A 26,377-nucleotide genomic window follows, 5' to 3' on the forward strand; every position below is an offset into this window, starting at 1 on the left:
AATAAATGCTGTCTATTATTTATTACATTTGTATAGACTAGGAGTAGTATATGCAATTTAGGGATATTATTGGACATGATTTAGTTAAAGCTCATCTGATCAGCACAGTTCGTGAAAACCGTGTGAGTCATGCGCAATTATTTCTTGGACCAGAAGGTTCTGGCTCACTAGCTTTAGCTTTAGCTTACGCACAATTTATTAATTGCGAAAATAAAGCCGAGTTTGATAGTTGCGGTTTATGCTCATCCTGTAGGAAATATAATAAACTTATACATCCGGATCTGCATTTTTCTTATCCTTTTATTGCGAAGCATAAGGAGGATAATGCTGCGACATTTATTGAGAATTGGCGAAAAGCATTTTTGAATAATCCGTACCTAAGTTTAGAAAATTGGCGACAACAACTTGATGCCGACAATAAGCAGGTTAACATCAATATTGCTGAAGCGCATGAAATAATCAAAAAATTAAGTTTAAAGTCTTTTGAGGCTGAATTTAAAGTTTTGATTATGTGGCTACCTGAATATTTAGAAAAAGAAGGTAACGCCTTATTAAAATTGATTGAGGAACCACCAGAAAAAACATTGTTCCTTTTGGTGGCTGAAAATCAGAATAAAATATTAAACACGATTATTTCGAGAACACAGCTCGTTAAAATTAATAAATTGAGTCATCAAGCGATTACATCGTATTTAATAGAAAATAAAAACCTCGAAGAATCTGAAGCAAGAGATATTGCTTTTATAGCTGACGGTAACGTACAGGAAGCTATAAATATGATCGATACGCAGACAAACAACCATTTCAATTTATTGGTTAAATGGTTACGGCTTATTGTTCAGGATTCTGGTCTAAATATCATCAGCATTTGCGAGGAGGAATTGGCTAAATTAGGTCGTGAAAATCAAAAAACGTTTTTGATGTATGCTATTAATATCATGCGTCAGATTATTTTAATTAAACTCGATCTTTCAAACTTAGTATTTCTATCCGCGCATGAACTTGATTTTGTAAACAAGTTTGCTACTCATTATACCATCGAACAAATTGAAGAAACAATTAATTTGTTTGAAACAACACACTATAGTGTGGAAAGAAATGCAAATCCTAAAATATTATTTTTAGATTTATCTTTGCAATTAGTATTAATGTTTAAATACAAAACGTTTCCGAAAGGAACTCAATATATATAGAAAACTATGGGATGTGGCAGTTGCTCATCCGGCGGAGGTTGTGGAAGTACGACGACAGTGGGCGGTACTCCAGCAGGTTGCCAAAATAATGGCTCTTGCATGACTAGCGGATGTAATAAATTAGATGTATATGACTGGCTATCTGATATGGATATGCCATCCAACTATAAACCTTTTGACATTGTAGAAGTTCGATTTAAGGGATCCCGAAAGGATTTCTTTGTCAATTCAGACAATCTATATTTAGAAATAGGTGAAATGGTTGCTGTAGAACCTACTACAGGCGGATATGATATAGGACACGTTTCTCTAACTGGCGAACTCGTTCGCTTACAGTTAAAGAAAAACAATGTGAGTTTAGAGAGTGTTACCAAAAAAATCTACCGTAAACCTACTGAGGCCGATGTTGAAAAATTCAATATGGCAAAAGATCTGGAATGGGAAACGATGCATAAAGCGCGTAATTTAGCTTTAGAATTGGGCCTTTCCATGAAAATTTCTGATGTAGATTATCAAGGTGATAAAACAAAGGCAACTTTCTACTATACAGCAGAAGGCCGTGTGGATTTCCGTGAGTTAATTAAAAGAATGGCGGAGTCATTCCGTATTCGAATAGAAATGCGACAGATTGGTATGAGACAAGAAGCAAGCCGCTTAGGTGGTATAGGTTCTTGTGGTCGCGAATTATGTTGTTCGACATGGTTAACAGATTTTAAAACTGTTTCAACTTCTGCAGCTAGATATCAAAATCTATCGCTTAATACGCTAAAATTAGCGGGTCAATGCGGTAAATTGAAGTGTTGCTTAAATTACGAATTGGATAGTTATATGGATGCTTTAAAGGATATTCCTAATAATGTAGACCGTATTGAAACTTTGAAGGGAAATGCATATTTGCAAAAAACCGACATTTTCAAGAAAATGATGTGGTTCTCTTATCCTGGAGCAGAGAGTTGGATTGCACTTCCTGTGGATCAGGTCAAAGAACTAATCGAGAAGAATAAACAGGGCATTAAAGTTGAAGAGTTGATCACAACTGTTGATACTGAGATCAAAGAGGAAAAAATTGTTAATTATGATTACGAGAACGTAGTCGGTCAAGATAGCTTAACCCGTCTGGACGAAAAAAACAAAAGAAAAAGAAATAATAAAGGTAGATCCAAACCTAATAATCGTGCAAAAACTGTTGCGGAACCTAATGTAAAAACGCAACCGGTAAAGCTGGAGAAACCGCAACAAAAGCAGGATAAAAATACAAAGGTTTTAAATGTAGACAAAACTACTGCTTCTGCCCAAAGTAAAGAAGGTACAGGAAGTAAGCCAAAAAGACGTTTCAATAAGAATCGAAATAATAGAAATAAAGGCAATAACACTGATCCTTCAGCTGAATAATAAGTTATTGCATTAATTGGCGAGAATAGCTATTCTCGCCAATTTTATAGACTTAAATAAGAATGAAAAACAACGCGTTTCTAATTGGCTTTATACTGATAATACTATTGGGTGCTTGCGATTCCAATACCATTATTGATAAAAATGTCAATATTAACAACAAAGAATGGCTCCATTCTGATAAACCAAGCTTTAACATACATATTTCAGATATCTCTAAAAAATATGACGTTTGGTTAAATGTTCGACACACGGCAAAATACCCTTATTCTAACCTTTTTGTTTTAGTACATGAAAAAGGTCCCAAAACTAAAGAATACAGCTATAGAAAAGCGCTCAAATTAGCAGAAGCTGATGGAAAATGGACAGGAAAAAGCGCAGGTTCTTTATATACGCAGCGTAGCCTTATTCATCAAAATTATACGTTCCCAGATACCGGTATTTACCAATTCACTTTTGAACAGAATATGCGCGACAATCCGCTTGTAGAAATAAGTGACGTTGGATTAAATATTATGAGCAAATAAAATGAATTCTCTTCGATTACTATTATTCCCTTTTGCAATACTATACGGATTTATCATCTGGATCAGAAATCGATTATTTGACCTCCAGATACTAAAATCTAAAACTTATTCCATACCGACTATCGTTGTTGGCAACCTTGCCATTGGAGGTACAGGAAAGAGTCCTATGACGGAGTTTATTATTAAAATCCTTAAAGATAAAAGATGTATCGCTACCTTGAGTCGGGGATATGGACGTAAAACCAAAGGTTTTAAATATGTTAACGTCTCTTCAACTGCTGATGAAGTAGGTGACGAACCTTTACAATTCAAAAATAAATTTTCAGATATTACAGTTGCTGTTTGTGAAGACAGATGCTTAGGGGTTGAAAAATTAATGGATAATCATGATGTTATTATTCTAGATGATGCTTTTCAGCACCGTAAGCTAAAACCTACATTTTCAATACTCTTATTCGACTATCATTCTTGCCTCAATCCCATGTTTGTACTTCCCATGGGTAATTTTAGAGATCTTCCGGGAGAATCTAAACGCGCAGATATGATTATGGTTACAAAAACTCCTGCTTCAGTTACGTTTCAAGAGAAAGCAATTATTAAAAGAAAACTAGAACGTAAAAGTGGTCTTTCAAATATTTTTTTCACTTCCATACACTACGGTGAGCTAGTATATCTGAATACAAATAGGATTGAAATGAACGCCAATACGACAGTATTATTACTTACAGGTATAGCGAACCCAAAACCTTTATTAGATTACCTTACAGGGCTTGTAAAAGGGATAGAGCATCTTGGTTTCTCTGATCACCATGCCTATACATCAAATGATATATTGACAGTCAAACAGAAGTTTAATCAGATCAAAAATCCTTCTAAATTAATTATAACTACAGAAAAGGATGCACAAAGAATCCGTACTCCTGAATACTTAGCTTTAGTAGAGAGCTTACCTATAGCTTACATTCCCATCGAAATAGCATTTGAAGATCAGGAATATCGAAATATTGTTGAACAACAACTTCTATCTATCTGTGACAGAAGTGTTAATGAATCTTAAATTTTTAATACACTTAAACTTTACTAAATATCATTTGTCTTCTTATTGGCGACTAAACTAGTTGACATAAAAAATAAGTAAACTAATAAAATGATATGAAAAGTTTAAAATCAAGTTTAATGGGAGCTTTTATGTTATTGGCTGTAACAGCTATGGCACAAGAAAGACAACGTAATGGTGGTCAGCAGCGATCTCCTGAAGACCAAGCTAAAAATATGGTAGAAAGATTAGATAAGCAATTAAAATTATCACAAAGTCAAAAAGATTCAATCTATGTATATAGCTTGGAACTATCCAAAAAGCAACAAGATATTTTTAAGAATACAGATGACCGTAAAGCAGCTTTCGAAAAATTGCAACCTCTTCGTTCTTCAACCGACGTGAAAATCAAATCATTTTTAAATGCTGAACAAAGTAAATCTTACGACGCATTACAAAAAGAAATGCTAGAACGTAGGCAACAAAGACAAAAATCAAACTAATTTGATTATAATTATTGACAAAAGGTTCAACTTCACGGTTGAACCTTTTTTTATTAAAAACTGATTTTCAATAACTTAAAACGTTAATTTTGTTAAAACTTTGTTAAAGTAACAGATTTGATACAATAAAAAGCAGTAGTTTTTAGTTTTAGTAGTAGAATTTAAGAATTGAATATTTACACTAAAAATAACAGTCATGAAAAAATTATTTTTAACAGGGATCGGGTTTTTATTAGCACTCAGTTTAACATTTGCCCAACAAGCTAGTCCAGAAGAAACAGCTACTCAGGTAACGACGGAATTAACGCAAAAATTAAGTTTGACAGACGAGCAGAAAACTGCCGCTTATACAATTACGCTAGATCAGGCAAAAGCTGAGGCTGCTTTACTGCAGGATACTACGGCTACTAAAGAAGTATTAACAGAACAATTTACTAAATTACAAGCTGATGCAGATGTAAAGGTTGATGCATTACTAACAGAGGATCAAAAAGAATTATTCAAAAAAGTGGTGGCAGAAAGACCTGCTAAAGTTATTCCAGAAGTAGCACCTAAGCCGGTCAAGGAAGAGCAAAAAGAAAATACAGAAGAAACAACACAATAGTATAAGAGCTTGTTCATAAACGTTATCCAATTTGGATAAAAAAAGGGATTCTAATTAGAATCCCTTTTTTGTCTTATATCTTTATGTATGGATGATATTAAGCTTTTAGCTTTTTCATAATATCATTTACATACGTTTTAAACTTCTTATCTGTCTCAATTAGATCTTCTACTGTCTGACAAGCATAAATTACCGTAGAGTGGTCGCGACCACCGAAGAATGAACCAATTGTTTTCAATGACGATTTTGTATGGTTCTTAGCGAGATACATTGAAATCTGTCTGGCTTGTACGATTTCTCTTTTACGAACTTTAGATTTAACCATTTCTACTGGAACTTCAAAATACTCACAAACGAGCTTTTGAATAAATTCCATTGAAATTTCCTTATGCGTGTTTTTAACAAAGTTCTTAAGCATTGATTTAGCTAGATTTAAATCAATCTCTTTTTTATTTAATGTTGACTGCGCTAATAAAGAAACCATAGCTCCTTCTAGTTCACGAACACTGTTGTCAATTTGATTTGCAACATATTCTACAACATTTTCTGGTAATTCAATTCCATCAGAATACATTTTCTTTTTCAAAATAGCCATTCTTGTTTCCAAATCTGGAATTTGAATATCTGCAGAAAGACCCCATTTGAAACGGCTTAATAAACGTTCTTCTAATCCTGCTAAATCTTTAGGAGCTTTATCAGATGTTAAGATTACTTGTTTTCCAGACTGATGCAAATGATTGAAAATATGGAAAAATATATCTTGTGTTTTCTCTTTACCAGCGAAGTTATGTACATCATCCATGATGATCACATCCATTGCCTGATAAAAATTCACAAAATCATTAATGGTATTATTTTTAAGTGAATCTACGAATTGTTGGCAAAATTTCTCACAAGAAACATAGATCACCAACTTATCTGGTAGATTTCTTTTGATTTCATTACCGATAGCTTGTGCTAAGTGAGTCTTTCCTAGTCCTACAGCTCCATAAATCATCAATGGGTTGAATGAGGTACCTCCAGGTTTATTTGCCACAGCAAAGCCCGCAGATCTCGCCAAACGGTTACACTCGCCTTCAATAAAATTATCAAAGGTGTAATTTTGATTTAATTGAGGATCAACCTGTAGTTTCTTTAATCCTGGTATTACAAATGGATTCTTGATATCTTTATTTAAAGATACAGGAACAGGTATAGATTGTTTCTTACCTTCTGCACCATTGCCATTGGAAGGGATATTTGTTGTATAAGGAATTGAAGCTGATGACTTCTCAACCACGATATTGTATTCCAACCTACCAAGCTCACCTAAAAACTTTTTAACAGTCTTACGAAGGATACCAACATAGTGCTCCTCCAACCATTCGTAAAAAAATAAACTAGGTACTTGAATAGTCAAAACGTCACCCTCCAAACGTACTGCTTTCACAGGCTCAAACCAGGTTTTAAAACTTTGCGCTGGTATATTGTCTTTGATGATTGCAAGACAATTATTCCAAACACTTGTACTCGTTTTTTCCATTCTAAAATTCTTAATAAGTTGATTTCCAATAAGCGACCAAAAAAATGTTGATAACTTTCTCTTAAGACGAAGATGACAAAAAAAAATCAGCTAAAAAACTAAAATTTAAAATTAATTTAAATTCATTATTAATCAACTAGTTACATTAAAAAAATCGCTTTTTTTTGCAACTAATTTTAGCCTTATTTTTTTTTATTAACATTCCAAATTTTTTGTTATTTTTTTTAAAAAAAAGTAGTTTTTGGTCTATAATTCATGCAATATTCCATCCGTATAACGTTGCAAAATAATGATCGAATCTAGTAAACTATAAAAAAGGGAACTGCTGCCGGATGAATCTTTATAAAGTTAAACAAAAAAAGAGGAATCATGATGATATGATTCCTCTTTTTTATTTTTTTTACCAAACGAATTTAGCTAACCATCGTATCCGTTTTTATACCTTTTACTAATTTTCGACATTCGGCCATTATAGCGGCACTGTCGTAGTATGCTATATTCCATTGATCTTTCTGTTCGGCATGCTCGATGATAGCATCAGGGATACCTAATCTTACAACTTTACGACTGTATTGATGATCGGCCATAAATTCTAGAACAGCAGACCCAATTCCACCCTGCAAACAGCCATCTTCAACGGTAATGATATTTTCAAATTTTTGAAAAACTTTATGTAACAATTCTTCATCCAAAGGTTTAGCAAATCTTAAATCATAGTGAGCCGGATATATTCCTTCTTCAGCTAATTGCAAAATTGCTTTACTGGCTTCGTTACCGATTGCTCCAAAAGTTAAAATGGCAACAGCTTCTCCATCCTGAATTAATCTGCCTTTTCCAATTTCAATTTCTTTAAACGGTTTTTTCCAATCGACCATCACGCCGTTACCTCTTGGATAGCGAATTACAAAAGGACCTTTATTTTCTAATTGAGCAGTATACATCAAATTGCGTAACTCCTCTTCATTCATTGGAGCGGAAACCGTCATATTTGGTATACAGCGCATAAAAGCAATATCGTAAGCACCGTGATGTGTCGGACCATCCGCTCCTACTACACCGGCACGGTCCAGACAAAATACTACATTAAGATTCTGTAAGGCTACATCATGAATGACTTGGTCAAACGCACGCTGCATGAATGAGGAATAAATATTACAGAAAGGCATTAGCCCTTGGGTTGCTAAACCCGCACTGAATGTAACAGCATGTTGTTCTGCTATTCCTACATCAAATGATCGTTCTGGAAAAGCTTTCATCATAATATTCATAGATGATCCAGAAGGCATAGCAGGTGTAATACCCACTATTTTATCATTCTTCTCCGCAAGTTCTACCAATGTATTTCCAAAGACATCTTGATATTTCGGTGCTGTCGGTTTATCATTGACAGATTTTTTTATCTCGCCTGTTATTTTATCAAATAAACCTGGGGCATGCCATTTGGTTTGATCTTTTTCTGCTAATGCATATCCCTTACCTTTAACAGTTACGCAATGTAACAACTTTGGCCCGGGGATATGGCGCAAATCTTCCAGTGTCTTTGCTAATTTTTTGACATCATGTCCATCAACAGGTCCAAAGTATCTGAAATTTAAAGATTCAAATAAATTAGCATTCTTGAGTAATGTCCCTTTTATGCTTTTTTCCAGCTTTTTAACAGCTCCTAAAGCATTCGGTCCCATCTCTGATATCTTGGATAAGACAGATGCAATATCGTCTCTGAAACGATTATATCGTTTTGAAGTTGTGATACTGGTTAAATACTCTTTTAATGCTCCTACATTAGGATCAATGGACATACAGTTATCATTGAGAATAACCAAAAGATTTGATTTCTCTATACCTGCATGATTCAAAGCTTCAAATGCCATACCTCCTGTCATAGCACCATCGCCAATAATCGCAATATGCTGACGATCTTTTTCTCCTTTGATCTGAGAAGCAACCGCCATACCTAATGCGGCAGAGATTGATGTTGACGAATGTCCTACTCCAAAAGCATCATAGATGGACTCTCCTCGTTTTGGAAAACCGGAAATACCATCGACAATTCTATTCGTATGAAAAGAATCTCTACGTCCTGTTAATATCTTATGTCCATAGGCCTGATGACCTACATCCCATATTAATTGATCATAGGGAGTATTCATGACATAATGTAATGCCACAGTCAATTCAACTACTCCCAAACTAGCTGCAAAGTGACCACCATTAACCGAAACTAAATCAATGATATATTGACGTAATTCCTGGCTCACTTGTTCCAGTTGGTCATCCTTGAGTTTTTTCAGATCAGAGGGATCATTGATTTTACTTAATAATTCTCCAGCATCAAACTGCATAGTATTGCTAATTACTTTAAAATATTGATACAAAATAACAACTAATTTATCACAACTTTCGTATTTATCATACTTTTTGTATTAGAAAATGAACAGTTGCAGAAGCTTTTAGTTTTAATAGTTTGAAATAAAAATGTTTGTATTATTATGTAAATTTGCTCTTGATATGCAAGTAGAAGAAGGATACGAAATAAAGTTACCCCAGTTTGAAGGCCCATTTGACCTTCTCTTATTTTTTATTGAAAGGGATGAATTAAATATTCATGAGATACCAATCTCCAAAATAACCGACGATTTCCTGTCATATGTCAACAAATTACAGGCTTTAGACATGGAGATGGCCAGTGAATTTATTTTTGTGGCTTCGACCCTGATGCGTATAAAAGCTAAGATGCTCCTCCCACGCCCGGAATTGGATGATGATGAAAATGAAATCGATCCTAAAGAAGATTTAATTCAAAAATTAATTTTATACAAGCAGTTTAAGGATACCTGTGAGGATTTAAAATTATTGGAAGATGAGCGGCTTAAACTTTATAAACGGGGTAATATCAATTACGATATTAAACTTGCTAGGCCGGAGTCAAATACAGGCGAAGAATTAAACAGTTTTGATCTGTATAAATTGATGATGGTATACGAAGGTGTCATGTTTCAATATACTAATAGACCTGCGGAAGTAAAACATACTGTTATAAAACATCCTTATAGTATAGATCAACAAAAAAAGGCAATAGCAGATTTGATAGAAATAAATAGGCAACTCGATTTTCAATATATTCTAAAAAACTCTGAAAATAAGGTACAGTTCGTTTACAATTTCCTCGCGATCCTTGAAATGCTTCAACAAAAATTATTGCAAATAGAAATAGGTTTCGGCTATAACGAATTCAGCATCCGAAAAAGACGTGAAGATGAATTCGATCACATCGATATTGAAGAAGAATTAGCATTATAAATAGAAGAGGCGATAATCTGAATTATCGCCTCTTCTATTTATAGTATACAATACCCTTAGTCTTTAAATGCATTCCAACCTTGCGCCGTTATTGGATAGACCTTTCCAGATTTAGAAATCATTTGACATCCTTCACTTGCTTGTGTAATATGCCCAATAACAGTAATATCCATCGATCCTTTTATTTTATCATAATCAGCTTGTGGAATCGTGAACAATAATTCATAATCTTCTCCTCCATTCAACGCACAAACGGTTGGATCTATTCCAAATTCACGAGCTGTCTCATAAGTCATCGAATCCAGCGGTATTTTATCTTCGTAAAGTTTACAACCTTTATCAGATGCCTCACAAATATGTATAATCTCTGATGCCAATCCATCTGATACATCAATCATTGCATTCGGCTTAATACCGATCTTTGCTAATAATTCAACAATATCTCTTCTAGCCTCTGGTTTCAGCTGGCGCTCTACGATATAATCCTTACCTTCTAGATCTGGTTGTATATTCGGGTTCTCCAAGAAGATATTTTTCTCACGCTCTAGTAATTGTAGTCCAACATAAGCAGCGCCCAAATCGCCTGAAACACATAACAAGTCGCCTTCCTGTGCACCTGATCGATAGGCAATCTGATCTTCATCAGCAAAACCGATACTCGTTACCGAAATAACCAATCCTTGAACTGAAGCTGACGTATCCCCGCCAATAAGATCCACATTATACTTTTTACAAGCAATCAGTGCACCTTGATAGATTTCTTCAACTGCTTCTAATGGAAATTTTGAGGATAACCCGATTGAGAATGTAATTTGCGATGCTGTTCCATTCATGGCATAGATATCACTCAGATTCACCTGTACAGCTTTATAACCTAAATGTTTCAAAGGAACATAACGCAGATCAAAGTGGATACCCTCCAACAGAAGATCTGTTGAAATTAAAGTTTTCTTATTTGAAAAATCTAAAACAGCGGCATCGTCCCCGATACCTTTAAGGGTACTGGGTTCATTAATCTCGACAGCTTTCGTTAAATATGAAATTAAACCAAATTCACCCAACTCTCCTAAATTTGTTCTTTCTGTATTATCAAATTCTAACATATCTGTCTTTGTTTTTTATTTTATAATCCTAATTGTGCGGATATTTCCAACATACGTTCAATAGGTCGTTTCGCACGGGCAATCACCGAATCATCTAGTGTTATTTCCGGACTTTCATACTTTAAGCAATTATAAAGCTTCTCCAAAGTATTTAATTTCATATGTGGACAATCATTACACGCACAAGCATTATTTGGAGGCGCAGGAATGAAAGTTTTACCTGGACTAGCCTTTTGCATCTGATGGATAATTCCCGACTCTGTAGCGACTATATATGTGGTCGCAGGATCATTGATTGTAAACTTCAGCATTCCAGAGGTAGAACCTACATAATCTGCACTTGCTAAGATATGATCTTCACACTCCGGATGAGCAATGAATTTTGCATCGGGATGTTCAGCTCTTAAACAATCTATTTTATCCTGAGAAAAAATCTCATGCACCATACATGCACCATTCCATAAAACAAGATCTCTTCCTGTCTTCTTCTTTACATAGGCCCCAAGATTACGATCTGGTCCAAAAATGATCTTTTGATCTTTCGGTAGACTCTCCACAATCTCAACTGCATTACTAGAAGTACAGACAATATCAGATAGCGCTTTCAATTCTGCAGTACAGTTTACATACGTGATGACCAAATGATCGGGATACTGCTCCTTAAACTTAGCAAATAGATGAGGTGGACATGAATCCGACAATGAACAGCCTGCTTTGGCATCTGGAAGTAAAACTTTTTTTGATGGTGAAAGTATCTTTGCTGTTTCAGCCATAAAGTGCACTCCAGCGAAAACAATCACATCAGCATCGGTCTTTGCTGCTTCCTGAGATAAACCTAAACTATCACCAATATAGTCAGCTATATCTTGTATTTCCGCTTCTTGATAGTAATGTGCTAAAATGACGGCGTTTTTCTCTTCCTTAAGACGTTTGATCTCTTGTATCAAATCTAAGCTAGGATCTATAGGAGCATCAATATAGCCCTTAGCTTCAATATCGTAATTTACTAAATCCATTAATTCTTCTTCTTAATTTGATTTACGTTACAAAATTAAGAATAGTTCTTCAATAAATCTTTCAAATAGAAAATGATGTTTATAATTCCAACTGTAACTAACTGATAGTTATAAATAGTATATTAATATTCAGCTAATTAACACACTTATCAACATTTCAATAAAGCGTATTTTTACTATGTGTTAATAACAGGTGAAATTCATTCTAAAAATCTAATGTAAATACTTATAATAAAGCTAATTAACATACTTATCAACATTTCTTAAAAGGTGAATTTTAAGACTACAAAAACTTATCTAAATAGCACTGTATAGCAATATGAGATTCAAATATTCAATATAGTTGTCCACATAAATATAAATATCGAATTGTAAAGGCCTCAAAATTCAAATTAAAGGCTCTTAGAATCGAATATTTGGAATTTCACTTCTAAAATTATCAAATATCGCAGTATTGATCACAATATAGAATGGTGAGAATATCAAAGAATTTTAATGAAATGCTATAAATTAAAAAATCAAAGATGATTTTAATGCAAATCAATAGGACAAAGCTAAACTATTTTGAAGCTATACAAATAAATTACAGCAAAATTTATTCACAAAGTTTTCAAATATTTAAATGTAAGGGACTTAATTTTTAATATAAACGCTTGAGAAAACCTATACATCAACAGAAAAATTTTAAAAAAACAAATATTGCAAGTAAAGCGCTTTTAAATACAAAAGATAAGGTTAGAAAAAAAAAATTACTGAAAAGTGGAAGCGGCTATGATCATCGGCTATTACGATCTGAAGATGATATAAAAATATTTGACTGCTAATTTTTAAAAAAAAATAAAGCGACCATAGATAGAATTTTTTGAAAATAAAATTCTGATGAAGTAAATAAGAGATCCTCAAGGCGCCTAAAATCAAATTAAAGGCTTTGAAATTACAATGTAGAATAATTCATTTTTTATAAAAAAGTATATTCAATTCTAAGCGAGCTTATTTATAAAATAAACCACTTTAAAAGCTCAAATTTTTACAAAATCCAAAAAATTTTATAAAAATTCAAAGCTAAACGACTTTAATCGTAATAACATTTTCAAAAAAAAATTGAAAAATTTATTTTTTCAATCTCAAATTTCAAAAATATGATTTTTAAGAAGATGGTATTTAAGATCGCCAGGAGAGATTTCAATTAAAAATTTTGAAAATGCTTTATACACAATTACAAAAAATACTAACCAAAGGGATCTCAGTGTAAAATGACCTAAAATTTTTCGTTTTAAATCTAGACCAAATTATAAAAAAGCAAATTTCAGGTATTTAAGATTCGATATTTAGAATAATAAAAAAATAAAATCAAAATATTGAAATCTAAAGCCATTAAAATAGCCGATTAAGCTGTTTAACAGTTCATTATTTAGATTTTTAAATTAAAAAATAAGATTTATCGCATTATAAAGGGGTTTAAAAATATTTTCAAAAGAAATAAAGCCCTTGAGAATTGAATATTTGATTTCAGTTTCAATACCTAATCAATAATCAAATTCTCAAAGCCTCAAATTCAACTTGACAAAACTAAACAAAGAAAATCAAACGTATTCCACATTCTTTTTTTTTAATAAATAATAATCTTTTTTATATAAAAAGGTCTTATTGTTTATTAGTGTGTGGAAAATGGGGATAAAAGTGTGATTTTTTATTTTGATATGAAGATTTTATAAAGTTATTAACAATTTATTCACATTAATTTCATTTTAAAGGCCTGATTTTTAATTATCTGATTTTTCCTTGATTTTGTTTTCAATAAAAAAATGTGAATTTTTTTGATGTTAATTTATGTTGATAAACGAGCAGTTTTGTGCTAATAACTTTTAAGAATTTTGTGAGAAATAGGAGATATCAACAATAAAAAAAAAGTTATCATTTTTATTTAACCTTTTATTTACACGTTTTCCACATTTTTTGTTAATTTGAATAGTCAAAATGTGCTGGTCACATGTAATATTATTTTATGTCAGAAAAAAAGGTAGATTTCCTTGTAATTGGGTCTGGAATAGCGGGATTAAGCTTTGCTTTAAAAGCTGCTGATCATGGTAAAGTATTGATTGTCACAAAATCTAACGAAGATGAATCAAATACAAAATACGCACAAGGAGGAGTGGCCGCAGTTGTGGATAAGTCTGATAGCTTTGAGCAGCATATAATTGATACTCAGATTGCTGGGGATGGTTTATGCGATGTGAATATTGTGGAAAACGTAGTTCGGGAAGCTCCAGAACGTATTAACGAATTGATTTCATATGGAACTTCATTTGATAAATCGGACAGCGGATTTTATGATCTTGCGAAGGAGGGAGGTCATTCTGCCAATCGTATCTTGCATTATAAAGATATCACGGGGTATGAGATTGAAAGGTCTCTTTTGCAGAAAATACACGAGCATCCAAATATCGAAATGTTGACGCATTATTTCGCCATAGATTTAATAACACAGCACCATTTAGGTGAATTTGTCGATAAGCAAAGGAGCGATATTAAGTGTTTTGGCATCTATGCATTCAATACAAATACGCATCAGGTTGATAAGATTTTGAGCAAAACTACGGTGATGGCTTCTGGTGGTGCTGGCCATATATATGCAAGTACAACCAATCCAACTATTGCCACAGGTGACGGAATTGCCATGGTTTACCGTGCAAAAGGTAAGGTGCGAAATATGGAATTTATGCAATTTCATCCTACTGCTTTGTATAATCCTAGTGACTCACCAGCGTTTTTGGTTTCGGAAGCTGTGCGTGGTTTTGGCGGTATTCTAAGACGTATTAATGGGGATGATTTCATGGCTGAATACGATAAACGAGCTTCATTGGCACCTCGGGATATTGTGGCTCGAGTAATCGATGCCGAGATGAAAAAGTCAGGAATTGATTATGTTTATTTAGATATAACCCACCGTGAGAAGGAGGATATTATTAAACATTTTCCAAATATTTACGAAAAATGCTTGTCTATTGGACTCGACATGAGTAAGGATTTTATTCCTGTTACACCAGCTGCGCACTACTTATGTGGGGGTATCTATGTTGATGATTTTGGACGTAGCAGTATTCAAAATTTATATGCTTGTGGCGAATGTTCATCGACAGGTTTACATGGCGCAAATCGCCTAGCTTCCAACTCCCTGTTAGAAGCATTGGTATATGCGCATCGTATTTACCTGGATGCTACAAAAGTGATTTCTACAGCCGATTATGCGGTAGGAGTGCCAGAATGGGATGATTCAAAAGCAAAGCTTTCCAATGAAGATATTTTGGTTACACATAATCTGCGAGAGTGTCAAAAAGTGATGAGTGATTATGTCGGTATTGTACGTTCAGATTTTAGATTAGAACGAGCACTCAATCGATTGCATTTATTGTATGGGGAGACTGAAGACTTTTATAGGCATACAAAATTGTCAGTTAAACTATGTGAGCTTAGAAATGTGATACAGGTGGCTTTCATTGTGACAAAATCTGCTTTATTAAGAAAAGAAAGTAGGGGACTGCATTTTACAACAGATTATCCGCAACATGCTGATACTTTAACAGATACTTTATTTTAGAACAATTATGGCCTGCATATTACCAGTAAAGGGTATTAGCCCTAAATTTAAAGATAACTGCTTTATAGCGCCTAATTGTACTATTGTAGGTGATGTTGAGCTGGGAGAGCATTGTTCAGTTTGGTTTAATGCTGTCGTAAGAGGAGATGTAAATTATATCCGTATCGGTAATTATACCAATATTCAGGATGGGGTTGTTATTCATTGTACCTATCAAAAGGCTGGTACAACGATCGGTAACTATGTGAACATCGGCCATCAGGCGATGGTACATGGTTGTGTTGTACATGATTATGTGCTGATAGGTATGGGGGCCATTGTTATGGATAATGCTGTGCTAGAAAGCCATGTTATTATTGCAGCAGGAGCTGTTGTTTTGGAAAATACAGTATGTGAATCGGGGTATTTATATGCTGGAGTGCCGGCTAAAAAAATAAAAGCGATAACTGATGAACAAAGGTTATTGTTACAGCAGTTACCGCATAATTATGTGCTTTATAGTTCCTGGTTTGATTAATTCAAGTCGTTCAGTTCCTGTAAACTGAACGATTCATTTTGCTCCCAGTTAGCACGTATTGTAAAGGTTTTGTTTAAATATACTAGGGGTTCTGGTTGCGTTGATTTATAAACTTCTCCAGGATCCCAAATGCCATTCTTGTTATCGTCGCGTATTATTCTGATGGAATATTTACCACCGGGGAATTCTTTATAAGCTACTTTCCCGATTGAATTATTGAGAATATCTCTTCGGAATACTTTTTCTTTTTTCTCATCAATAAGTTCTACGATGTACTGTCTTGCACTGTCAATGGCAGTAAAAGTAAACGTTATATCGCCGTAATTATCACTATCATCATAAGCAAGTGTCAGCTTTTTCTCTTTATTTTTTTCACCGAAATAGCCTTGCATTGCGCCTTCTTCAAGAATAATTTCATAGTTTTTTTGCTTTCTCCAATTGTATCTTAAGTGATAAAGATTGGCAACATTAGTATCCAATTGGAGTTGAAAATTTGTTTTAGCAATGCTATCTTCTATCAATTTTACTTTGCTTTTATCTATTAATTTTATAGGTGTTAAAGATGATATTGTTAGATGTTTTACGCGGTCAACTTTATCTGTAGATGGAGAAGTTGTTGGAACAATTGATCTATCTAATTTCAGATTCGATTTCTTTACCAATATGGTATCAAGTACTGTATTGTTTTCTGATAAGACAAATTTTAAAGAATCTCTTTCTAGGTTATTAATAAAAATTAACGCTGAATCCTGTGCTTCCGAGTACTTAACAATTTTTGATTTATCATTTTCATCATCATTTAGTAGCACTAAGTTTGGCTTTTTAATACCCCTATTGAAAACTAAATGTATCCGTCCTGTGTTTTCAATTTTCTTGTCAACTACTCTAAATTTAAGTGGTGTACCTTTTGATATTTGAAGATTAATATTCGTTAGGTCTTTGTCCAATACAATGGAGTCTTTTAAGAAACCGATTAGTTCATCTACGCCGTTATAGATACGGTCATTATTTGTTTCCTTTAGTGCATAAATGCGATAGGTATTAGCTCTTAGATTACTTATTTTAAAATTACCAATTGTATCTGTTTGCGCAAAAATATTGGCTTTCTTTTTGCCAAATATAGAATCCTGACTGACTGGAATTAGTAATACCCGGACTTCCTTTTCTTTCTCCTTTGTCAAAGCGTTGGTTACGTTTCCTGATATTGATAATGAATCAATCTGATCTCCTGTTGCAAATACATAACTGTAATTGATGATTGGATTACTCGCATTATAATCAACGAGACCCTTTCCAAAATTGATGGTATAGGTTGTATTCTGTTCTAAAGAATCTGGTAAGGTAATTTCGAGTACTTTCTTTTTAATTTTAAATTGTGGTGGCTTATCCATATCAGGAGAAACACTGATTTCCTTTTGCTGATTATTGAGTTTAATATACTCATCTAATGTGATGCTAATTTTTTTCTCTTTGAAATTTTTTGAGAAATTCTTAGGAAACTCATTGAGTACCACCGGTGCAATTGAATCTTTCGGTCCACCTGTTGGCTGCTTTATGCTTGCACATTGCACAGTTAATAAAATCAGAGAAGAAAACAAGCTTAAAAGCACTAACCTTGTGATTAGTGTGCTTTTAATGCTTTTTAAGCTTGTTTTATTTTTTTTTGAATGTTGACTCATAAATGAAATAATAATACTTTATATCGCTTTATTTTGCATTGATAATATTTATTATACAAGTAACTGTAAATCAGATTATTATGACATGTGTACCATTAAAACACTGATATCGGATGGTGATACACCTGATATTCTGGATGCCTGGCCCAATGTTCTTGGTTTTACCTGAGCTAGTTTTTGTCTTGCTTCTATCGACAACGAAACTAAGGAAGAATAATCAAAATCTGGATTGATTTCTCTATCTTCCATTTTTTTCATTCTGTTTACGATTTCCATTTCTTTCTCGAAGTAGCTTTCATATTTGACTTTGATTTCCGCCTGCTCTATTGTCTCTTTGTCAAACTGGTTTAAATAGGATCCAAAATCTGAATCACCTTTCGCGAGGTCATAGATATTGATTTGTGGTCTTCCTAGTAAATTAACCAATTTTGTTTTTTGTGAAATCAAGCTTGATCCAACTTCGTCTAAGATAGGATTCATCTTATCTACTGTTGTTGAATTTTGTTTAAGATACTGAATAATATGATCTGAATTTTTAATTTTCTCATTTACTTTATTCAGTCGCTCATCTCCTACTAATCCTAATTTATGGGCAATCGGTGTTAATCTGATATCTGCATTATCTTGTCTTAGCAGTAAGCGATGTTCTGCTCTGGAAGTAAACATGCGGTATGGCTCATCAGTTCCTTTTGTTACTAAGTCATCAATTAGTACGCCTATATAAGATTCAGATCTTTTTAAGATTAGTTCTTTATCATCATTAATGCGTTGGTGTGCGTTGATACCTGCAATGAATCCTTGCGCTGCTGCTTCTTCATAACCTGTAGTACCATTAATCTGTCCTGCAAAAAAGAGATGCTTTACAATGAGTGTTTCCAAAGTTAGATCAAGTTGCATAGGTGGAAAGAAATCATATTCTATAGCATAACCTGGTCTATACATTCTTGCATTTTCAAAACCTGGGATCAATTGTAAAGCTTTTTGTTGCACATCTTCCGGTAAAGAAGTGGAGAAGCCATTAACATAAATTTCATTCGTAGTCCATCCTTCTGGTTCTACAAAAATCTGATGTCTTTCACGTTCTGCAAAGCGATTGATTTTGTCTTCTATCGAAGGACAGTAACGTGGGCCAAGGCCTTTTATTCTACCTGTGAACATAGGTGATCTTTCAAAACCTGTTTTCAACATTTCATGTACCTTATCATTGGTATATGTGATCCAGCAACAGCGTTGCTCTGTCGGTAATGGAGTATCTGTATAAGAGAACCGACCTCGATTATCGTCGCCCCATTGCTCTTCCATCAAGGAATAATTTAAGCTTCTTCCATCGATTCGCGGAGGTGTTCCGGTTTTCATTCTACCGGACTCGAAGCCTAGTGATACAAGTTGTTCTGTTAAACCTGTTGCTGCCTTCTCTCCTGTTCTCCCACCACCGAATTTCTTTTCACCAATGTGAATGACACCATTTAGAAAAGTTCCATTTGTTAGGACTACTGCGTCTGCTTCTATTTCTATTCCTAAAGAAGTGATGACACCGCAAGCTTTTCCATTTTTAACGATCACTTCTTTCACGGTATCTTGCCACATGTCTAATGTTGGCAGAGCTTCCAGTTGTAATCTCCATTCTTCTGCGAATCGCATACGATCATTCTGCGTTCTGGGACTCCACATGGCAGGTCCTTTCGACAGATTAAGCATTCTAAATTGAATAGTTGATTTATCTGCGATGATACCCGTATAGCCACCCATGGCATCAATTTCTCTTACGATTTGTCCTTTTGCTACTCCACCTATTGCTGGATTACAACTCATCTGTGCGATTACTCCCATATTCATTGTAATGAGAAGTACAGATGAACCTAGGTTTGCAGCTGCCGCCGCGGCTTCACAGCCGGCATGTCCTGCACCAACTACGATAACGTTATATTTTTTAAACATCTTGTTTTATTTCAAAGTTCCACGTGAAACGGCGGAATTGATTTTTTTAGTTTTTATTATTTATTACGCTACGTTTCACGTGAAACGTAGCGTGTTGTTTTTACATCAGTTCTGCTAGACTCAACCATCTTTCAGATTTGACGTCTATACTATTTTGTATATCTTCTATTTCTTTTGCTATACTTGATAGTTGTACATGGTCCACCGTAGAATGAAGTGTATTGTTTTTTTCTACCAAGAGTTCTTCCAATTGCTGTATTTCTTTTTCCAGTTTATCGTACTCCAATTGCTCTTTATATGAAAGTTTTTTCTTTTCTTCCTTTACTTCTTCTTTCTTTTGAACAGGAATATCTTTTTTCTGTTTTTGTTCTTTTAGTAAGATATCCTGCTCTGTTTTATAATCGGCATAATTACCATTATAGATATCAATTTTTCCCTCTCCCTCAAATATGAATAATTGCTCTGTCAATTTATCTAGTAGATATCTATCGTGAGAAACTAATATAAGTACGCCATTATAGTTCATTAAGAAATCTTCTAGAACATTTAAGGTGTCAATATCAAGATCGTTTGATGGCTCATCGAGTATTAGGAAGTTCGGGTTTAACATCAGCACGCGCATTAGTTGTAAACGCTTACGCTCACCCCCACTCAACTTGCTTACAAAACCAAATTGTTTTTCAGGAGGAAACAAAAAGTGTGTCAATAATTGTGAAGCAGTGATCACTTCACCATTTGCCATCTTGATATATTCTGCTACATTTTTTACAACATCTAGAACTCGATCTCCTTCACTTACTTCTAAACCACCTTGTTTGTAATACCCATAAACGGTCGTTTCACCTACAGCAATACTACCACTAGTCGGTATTTCATTTTTGGTAATTAGATTTAGAAAAGTAGATTTACCTGTTCCATTCTTACCGGCTAATCCAATACGGTCACCTTTTTTGAAAACATAAGAGAAATCACTGATGATGACTTTATCTCCATAATTTTTAGAGATATGTTCCAATTCTAAAATTTTAGAGCCTTGTCTACTTATTTTAACACTTAACTGAACAGAGTCATTTGCTTTTTGAGCTTTGGATTTATCTTCAAGCTCATAGTAAGCATCTATTCTAGATTTTGATTTTGTACCACGTGCTTGCGGTTGTCTTCTCATCCATTCTAGTTCCCGACGTAATAGATTTCTACTTCTTTCTACCATTACTGCGTCGATCGCTTCGCGGTCAGATTTTTTCTCGAGGAAGTATGAATAGTTTCCTTTATAAGTAAACAGCTTTCCCCTATCCAATTCTCTGATCTCTGTACAAATGTTATCTAAAAAATAACGATCATGGGTAACCAGTAATACAGTTTTATTTCCTGTTATCAAAAGTTTTTCAAGCCATTCTATTGTTTCAATATCCAAATGGTTGGTAGGCTCATCTAGAATGTAAACATCCGGTTCGTCTATTAAAAGTTTTGCTAGAGCTAGTCGCTTACGTTGTCCTCCCGAAAGACTCTTTATATCTTGATGAAAATCGACAATATTAAGTCTATTCAAAATAGTCTTAATATTATACTCATACTCCCATGCATTGAGGGTTGTTATTTTTTCTGTCAGCTCTTCTAATTTATTCTGATCAATTTCTGGCATAGCCAAAAGCTCTTCATAATCTCTAATTAATCGCTGTTCTTCGTTGTCAGTTGAATATATAAAATCGTTAATGGAGGTTAATCCATCATATTTAGGATCTTGATCTAAAAAACCAATCTTGATACCTTTTTCTTTAACAACTTTTCCGGAGGTAGGCTCTAATTTGCCACCTAATATGGAGAGAAGGGTTGATTTTCCTGTTCCGTTGATACCTACTAAGGCTACTCGATCCCCTTTTAGAAGTCCAAAATGTAAATCTTTAAAAAGCCATCTATCATGAAATGAATGACTTACTTGTTCAGTTGCTAATATACTCACGTTAATTTCCTAATTTTTCTTGTTCAATAAATTGCATAATTTATACATGAGAAAAACATAAAATACTGATTATTAGTATTTTATGTTTTTCTTGTGTTTTTCAATACACCTCTATGTATTAAAAACTATGAATGTCTACCCTCTAGTATAAATAACTTTGATGGTAGTAAATTATATGCAAAAGTTAGCACATTGCTAACGTATTATTTTATTAAGAATAAATGACAGTTGGTCATTTAATAGGAGATTTTAAATGTTGGTCCCTAGCAACAGTATGTCCAAGTTATTCAAGCAGATTTTATCACATGTAAAATCAATCGCGATGAATAAGGAAGATATATGAATTTGATTATTTAGAAAATAATTTCCACTCACAAATGTATCACGCAAAAGTAAGTAATTTTCGCCTTTTATATGTAATCTTTGGAGAAGATCTGGATAAGATGAAATGCAGGTGATAATGATCTAGTTCAATACGTAATTTGCAATCAAGTTAAATCTAGGGATGTCAACTTTGAATGAAGAGTCGTCTATCAATTTGATCATATTAAAGTAACCTTCCATATAGCCCATCTCACTTTTTAAATTGCATCCTGATGTATATTGATGCATTTGACCTGGCTCAATAATGGGCTGTTCTCCGACCACACCGTCACCATATACTTCATTATGATCTCCGATTGAATCGAAAATATTCCAGTAGCGGCTCATGAGCTGAATACTTGAATCACTTAAGTTTTCTATACTTATTAGATAAGCAAACATAAAATGATCTCTTTCTGGATTAGAATATTCAGGTTGAAAAACGCATTCTACTGAAATTTTTATTCCTTCTGTTATTTGAGTTGTCATATATAGTTTTTTTTGCTATGCAACTAAGTTACTAATAATGAGTTTAAATACTCAAAAAAATGATAAGGTTTTACATTATATTGAAAAATGCATCTGTTATGAAAGACAATTTAGTAGGTTTGTAAATATGCAAAAAGGTATACTATTTTTGATTCCGGTTCCTCTTAGCGAGGAAGCATCAGCAAAATCTTTCACTTCCTATTTAGTGGAGACAATAAATAGCTTGGATGAATATATTGTAGAGAATGAGAAGACAGCACGTAAGTTTCTTAAACAAGCTGGTCTTAAGATTCCTCAAAAGGATTTGATCATTTATGATTATGGTAAGCATGCAAGAGATAAAGGAAACATTAAAGATTTTTTCAAGGGCTTACTAGCAGGTAAAAATGTCGGTCTCATGTCCGAAGCTGGTTGCCCAGGTGTTGCTGACCCCGGTGCTGATATTGTGGCTGAAGCACATCGTCAAGGAATTAAGATTGTGCCATTAGTTGGGCCTAGTTCTATTTTATTAGCATTAATGGCTTCGGGTTTTAGTGGACAAAAATTTGCTTTCCAAGGATATCTACCTATTGATAAAACAGATCGTTCAAGACGTATAAAAGAATTGGAACTACAGGCATCAAAGGAAGATCAGACACAAATTTTTATAGAAACTCCTTTCAGAAATAATCAATTACTGGCCGAATTATTAAAAACATGTAAAGGACAAACTAAACTTTGTGTTGCATGTGATCTCACAGATGATGCTGAATTTATTAAAACATTGACTATTGATCAATGGAAAAAGAGATCCGATGATTTTCATAAAAGACCTGCTATATTTTTGCTTTACTAGTAATGGTCTCCCCTACCCTAGTGTGGTAAGTTCGCATACTGAAATTAAAAACCTCACTGAGGTGTTTTAAATGGGGTGAAATGTGGTGAGTAAGTACTTATTTACTCTGTTATTTTATCTGTTGATAACGAATAGTTTTTGAAACGCGTTGTATTAAATGATTCCATGTAGATTGCAATCATTATCTCAGTTGTATACGGCATACTATGCTTTTGAAATACACGTCTGATTATTAATTAGATGTATTTTTTATATGAACTTTATTTTTCATAAAACTTGCTAAGTTGCAGGAATACAGTCGGATAATAATCTAATAAATCCCCCACTCTTTCACTATTTGGGAATAGGTTAAAGCTTTTAATATAAATATCATTTTAAGGGTAATTGATCAAAATCGACGAATAAAGAATTTAAAAGAATTGGTATCTTTACTGCATAACGAGAATTAGCACAGATGGATCAAGTAGAATTACAAGAACAGTTATTGAAGGAAATTTCAAAGCCGGAGTTTATCTATACAGTAATTGCAATTTATATTATTCGTATTGTTATTTGGCTGTTTTTAGCCAATACGATGAGAAAGACATTATTATTGGTGTCAGAAGAAAATCAATGTATAAAACCTAATCAGGTATTTGGTATCGCTATTCCTTTATTTAATATTTATTGGAATTTTGAAGTAGCAAGACGTTTACGGGATTCGTTAATTAATGAATTTTTTGATCGTAAAATCGCTGTAGATGAATCTCCGACATTTAAGAAAGGTTCACTATATGGCTGGATATATTTGGCGACAAATATTCCATTACCCCCATTTATATCTGTTGTTGCTATTATTTTTCATTTTGTAACCATGATTAATTATTGGGTTGATATCAAAAATTATAAGCGTATATTAGAGCAACATAATACTTTTAGGGATCAAGAAGAATTAGAGAATAAACATGAAGATTAAGGAAATTACTGCTTATCTGGAAAGGATAGCACCATTAGATCTACAGGAGTCGTATGACAATTGCGGTTTAATCGTGGGAGATCCGGATCAAGAACTTTCAAAAATATTGATTTCTTTAGATTGTACTGAAGAGGTAGTTGATGATGCAATTGCTAAAGGATGTAATTTAATTGTTTCTCATCATCCCATTGTTTTTAAAGGTCTGAAGAAATTTAATGGAAACAATTACGTGGAGCGTACTGTTATAAAAGCAATTCAACATGATATTGCGCTGTATGCTATTCATACGAATCTGGATAATATAACAGGTGGTGTTAATTCAAAGATAGCCTCCCTGTTAAATCTTCAAAATCAGGCTATTTTAGAACCTAAATCTAATCTTTTGTATAAACTTGTGGTCTATGTCCCACGAAGCCATGTCGAATTGGTTAGAGAAGCTCTATTTGATGCTGGCGCAGGTAAAGTTGGGACCAAATACGAGCAATGCAGTTTTAATACTGCCGGTTATGGTACATTTAGACCTCATGGCGAAGCACAACCAACTATTGGGGAAATTGGGCTACAAGAAAGAGTGGAAGAGACCAGAATTGAAGTTGTTTATACAAAAGCTATTGAACGTAAAGTTCTTTTGGCTATGTATGAATCACATCCTTATGAAGAAGTTGCTTACGATACGCTTAAACTGGAAAATAAAAATCAAGATGTCGGAGCTGGAGTTATTGGAAATTTAGAAAGTCCTATGTCTGAACAGGATTTTTTAGCCTATTTAAAAAATAATTTAAACCTGCAGGTTATTAGACATACTTCTCTACAGGGAAAACCTGTGTCAAGGGTTGCCGTATGTGGTGGTGCCGGTGGATTTTTATTAAATACCGCAAAGCGGTCTGGAGCGGATTTTTTTGTTACAGCCGATTATAAATATCATGAATTTTTTGATGCAGAAAATCAAATTGTGATTGCAGATATCGGTCATTATGAAAGCGAACAATTTACGCAAGAATTATTGTTCGATATAATTACAGAAAAATTTCCTAACTTTGCAGTCCTAATAACAGAAGTAGATACAAATCCTATAAAACACTATTGTTGATGGAACAAACCGTAGAACAAAAATTGAAAGCATTATGGTTATTACAGGCCATACATACTAAAGTAGATAAAATTCGCCAAATTAGAGGAGAATTACCTATCGAGGTTGCAGATCTTGAAGATGAAATTGCGGGTTTAGAAACACGTATCGAAAAGATCAGAACAGACTTAGATGAGTTAGAAGATTCGATCGTTAAGCGTAAGAACATGATTAAAGACGCTCAATTGGCTATCAAAAAATATGAAAGTCAACTGAACGAAGTAAAAAATAATCGTGAATATGATGCTATTTCGAAAGAAATTGAAATTCAAGGATTAGAAATCCAAGTTTGTGAAAAAAGAATTAAAGAATTTGAATTCGAAATTCGCAATAAAACAGAAAACTACGATACGACAGTATCTAATTTAGAGTATAGTAAAGGTGAGTTAGAAGGTAAAAAGAAAGAATTGGAAACAATTACTTCTGAAACTCAAAAAGATGAAGATGATTTGTTGGCTAAAGCTGAAAAAGCGGAAGCTAACATTGATGAACGCTTAAATAAAGTTTATTATCGTTTACGTAATTCATTCAAGAATGGTCTAGCAGTTGTTTCAATTGACCGTGATAGCTGTTCAGGATGTCATAATAAAATTCCTGCACAACTACAATCTGAGATTCGTCAACGTAAGAAAATTATTATCTGTGAACACTGTGGACGTGTTTTAGTAGACGAAGGTGTTGTTTTAGAAATAGAACAAGACTACGGTTTCTAAAAAAC

General features: G+C 33.7%; 21 protein-coding genes. 13 read left to right on the forward strand and 8 right to left on the reverse strand.

Annotated elements, in window-relative coordinates; translation table 11 throughout:
* Positions 1-50: 50 nt before the first annotated feature.
* The 6 genes from EDF66_RS21405 to EDF66_RS21430 all read left to right on the forward strand — a co-directional run bounded on the left by EDF66_RS21405 (position 51) and on the right by EDF66_RS21430 (position 5,255).
* On the forward strand, positions 51-1,193 hold the full coding sequence (locus EDF66_RS21405; protein ID WP_132771742.1) for an ATP-binding protein: 1,143 nt from the start codon (positions 51-53) through the stop codon (positions 1,191-1,193).
* A 6-nt stretch (positions 1,194-1,199) separates the two neighbouring features.
* Positions 1,200-2,585: a stage 0 sporulation family protein gene (locus EDF66_RS21410; protein ID WP_206368615.1), complete on the forward strand. Its 1,386-nt coding sequence runs from the start codon at positions 1,200-1,202 to the stop codon at positions 2,583-2,585.
* A 62-nt stretch (positions 2,586-2,647) separates the two neighbouring features.
* On the forward strand, positions 2,648-3,112 hold the full coding sequence (locus tag EDF66_RS21415; RefSeq protein ID WP_132844949.1) for a gliding motility lipoprotein GldH: 465 nt from the start codon (positions 2,648-2,650) through the stop codon (positions 3,110-3,112).
* Between the two features lies 1 nt (position 3,113).
* On the forward strand, positions 3,114-4,169 hold the full coding sequence (gene lpxK, locus EDF66_RS21420; RefSeq protein WP_132844950.1) for a tetraacyldisaccharide 4'-kinase: 1,056 nt from the start codon (positions 3,114-3,116) through the stop codon (positions 4,167-4,169).
* Between the two features lie 95 nt (positions 4,170-4,264).
* A complete protein-coding gene (locus EDF66_RS21425; RefSeq protein WP_132844952.1) occupies positions 4,265-4,651 on the forward strand; it encodes a hypothetical protein in 387 nt (128 codons plus the stop codon).
* Positions 4,652-4,847: 196 nt separating this feature from the next.
* Entirely contained in the window at positions 4,848-5,255 is a 408-nt protein-coding gene (locus tag EDF66_RS21430; protein WP_132844954.1) for a hypothetical protein, read from the forward strand.
* Positions 5,256-5,352: 97 nt separating this feature from the next.
* Here EDF66_RS21430 and dnaA read toward each other — a convergent pair whose 3' ends face one another.
* On the reverse strand, positions 5,353-6,777 hold the full coding sequence (gene dnaA, locus EDF66_RS21435; protein ID WP_132771747.1) for a chromosomal replication initiator protein DnaA: 1,425 nt from the start codon (positions 6,775-6,777) through the stop codon (positions 5,353-5,355).
* Positions 6,778-7,190: 413 nt separating this feature from the next.
* A complete protein-coding gene (gene dxs, locus EDF66_RS21440) occupies positions 7,191-9,119 on the reverse strand; it encodes a 1-deoxy-D-xylulose-5-phosphate synthase (protein WP_132771748.1) in 1,929 nt (642 codons plus the stop codon).
* Positions 9,120-9,252: 133 nt separating this feature from the next.
* Between dxs and EDF66_RS21445 the strand changes: the two genes are divergently transcribed.
* Positions 9,253-10,077 carry a segregation and condensation protein A gene (locus EDF66_RS21445; RefSeq protein WP_310438671.1) on the forward strand — a complete coding sequence of 275 codons (825 nt, stop codon included), beginning with the start codon at positions 9,253-9,255 and terminating at the stop codon, positions 10,075-10,077.
* Between the two features lie 56 nt (positions 10,078-10,133).
* Here EDF66_RS21445 and thiL read toward each other — a convergent pair whose 3' ends face one another.
* Together thiL and nadA are read right to left on the reverse strand one after the other, a co-directional pair.
* Positions 10,134-11,180, reverse strand: a complete 1,047-nt coding sequence (gene thiL, locus EDF66_RS21450) for a thiamine-phosphate kinase (RefSeq protein WP_021189297.1) — start codon at positions 11,178-11,180, stop codon at positions 10,134-10,136.
* 20 nt (positions 11,181-11,200) lie between these two features.
* Positions 11,201-12,196 (reverse strand): quinolinate synthase NadA, encoded by a 996-nt coding sequence (nadA, locus tag EDF66_RS21455; protein WP_132844956.1) that lies wholly within the window; start codon positions 12,194-12,196, stop codon positions 11,201-11,203.
* 2,005 nt (positions 12,197-14,201) lie between these two features.
* Here nadA and nadB point away from each other — a divergent pair.
* Together nadB and EDF66_RS21465 are read left to right on the forward strand one after the other, a co-directional pair.
* Entirely contained in the window at positions 14,202-15,794 is a 1,593-nt protein-coding gene (nadB, locus tag EDF66_RS21460) for an L-aspartate oxidase (RefSeq protein ID WP_132844958.1), read from the forward strand.
* A 7-nt stretch (positions 15,795-15,801) separates the two neighbouring features.
* Positions 15,802-16,311: a gamma carbonic anhydrase family protein gene (locus EDF66_RS21465; RefSeq protein WP_021189295.1), complete on the forward strand. Its 510-nt coding sequence runs from the start codon at positions 15,802-15,804 to the stop codon at positions 16,309-16,311.
* Here the strand turns inward: EDF66_RS21465 and EDF66_RS21470 are convergent.
* From EDF66_RS21470 to apaG, 4 genes are all read right to left on the reverse strand, one after another.
* Positions 16,308-17,882: an Ig-like domain-containing domain gene (locus EDF66_RS21470; protein WP_243656111.1), complete on the reverse strand. Its 1,575-nt coding sequence runs from the start codon at positions 17,880-17,882 to the stop codon at positions 16,308-16,310. The genes EDF66_RS21465 and EDF66_RS21470 overlap by 4 nt on opposite strands.
* 186 nt (positions 17,883-18,068) lie before the next feature.
* A complete protein-coding gene (gene mnmG, locus EDF66_RS21475) occupies positions 18,069-19,928 on the reverse strand; it encodes a tRNA uridine-5-carboxymethylaminomethyl(34) synthesis enzyme MnmG (protein WP_132844962.1) in 1,860 nt (619 codons plus the stop codon).
* A gap of 100 nt (positions 19,929-20,028) precedes the next feature.
* Complete coding sequence (locus EDF66_RS21480; protein WP_132844964.1) at positions 20,029-21,888, reverse strand: ABC-F family ATP-binding cassette domain-containing protein; 1,860 nt, start codon at positions 21,886-21,888, stop codon at positions 20,029-20,031.
* 465 nt (positions 21,889-22,353) lie between these two features.
* The gene (apaG, locus tag EDF66_RS21485) at positions 22,354-22,740 is read right to left on the reverse strand and encodes a Co2+/Mg2+ efflux protein ApaG (protein WP_132844966.1); all 387 of its coding nucleotides are present in this window, start codon (positions 22,738-22,740) and stop codon (positions 22,354-22,356) included.
* Between the two features lie 127 nt (positions 22,741-22,867).
* Between apaG and EDF66_RS21490 the strand changes: the two genes are divergently transcribed.
* The 4 genes from EDF66_RS21490 (at position 22,868) to EDF66_RS21505 (ending at position 26,372) form a co-directional block, all read left to right on the forward strand.
* Positions 22,868-23,575, forward strand: coding sequence for an SAM-dependent methyltransferase (locus EDF66_RS21490; RefSeq protein WP_132844967.1), 708 nt, complete (start codon positions 22,868-22,870; stop codon positions 23,573-23,575).
* A gap of 454 nt (positions 23,576-24,029) precedes the next feature.
* Positions 24,030-24,530, forward strand: coding sequence for a hypothetical protein (locus EDF66_RS21495; protein WP_021189291.1), 501 nt, complete (start codon positions 24,030-24,032; stop codon positions 24,528-24,530).
* Positions 24,520-25,620: a Nif3-like dinuclear metal center hexameric protein gene (locus tag EDF66_RS21500; RefSeq protein WP_132844969.1), complete on the forward strand. Its 1,101-nt coding sequence runs from the start codon at positions 24,520-24,522 to the stop codon at positions 25,618-25,620. Before EDF66_RS21495 ends, EDF66_RS21500 begins: the two co-directional genes overlap by 11 nt.
* Complete coding sequence (locus EDF66_RS21505) at positions 25,620-26,372, forward strand: zinc ribbon domain-containing protein (protein ID WP_021189289.1); 753 nt, start codon at positions 25,620-25,622, stop codon at positions 26,370-26,372. The genes EDF66_RS21500 and EDF66_RS21505 overlap by 1 nt, the downstream gene beginning before the upstream one ends.
* Positions 26,373-26,377: the final 5 nt, after the last annotated feature.

The sequence above is a fragment of the Sphingobacterium sp. JUb20 genome (assembly GCF_004342035.1).
GTDB lineage: Bacteria > Bacteroidota > Bacteroidia > Sphingobacteriales > Sphingobacteriaceae > Sphingobacterium > Sphingobacterium anhuiense.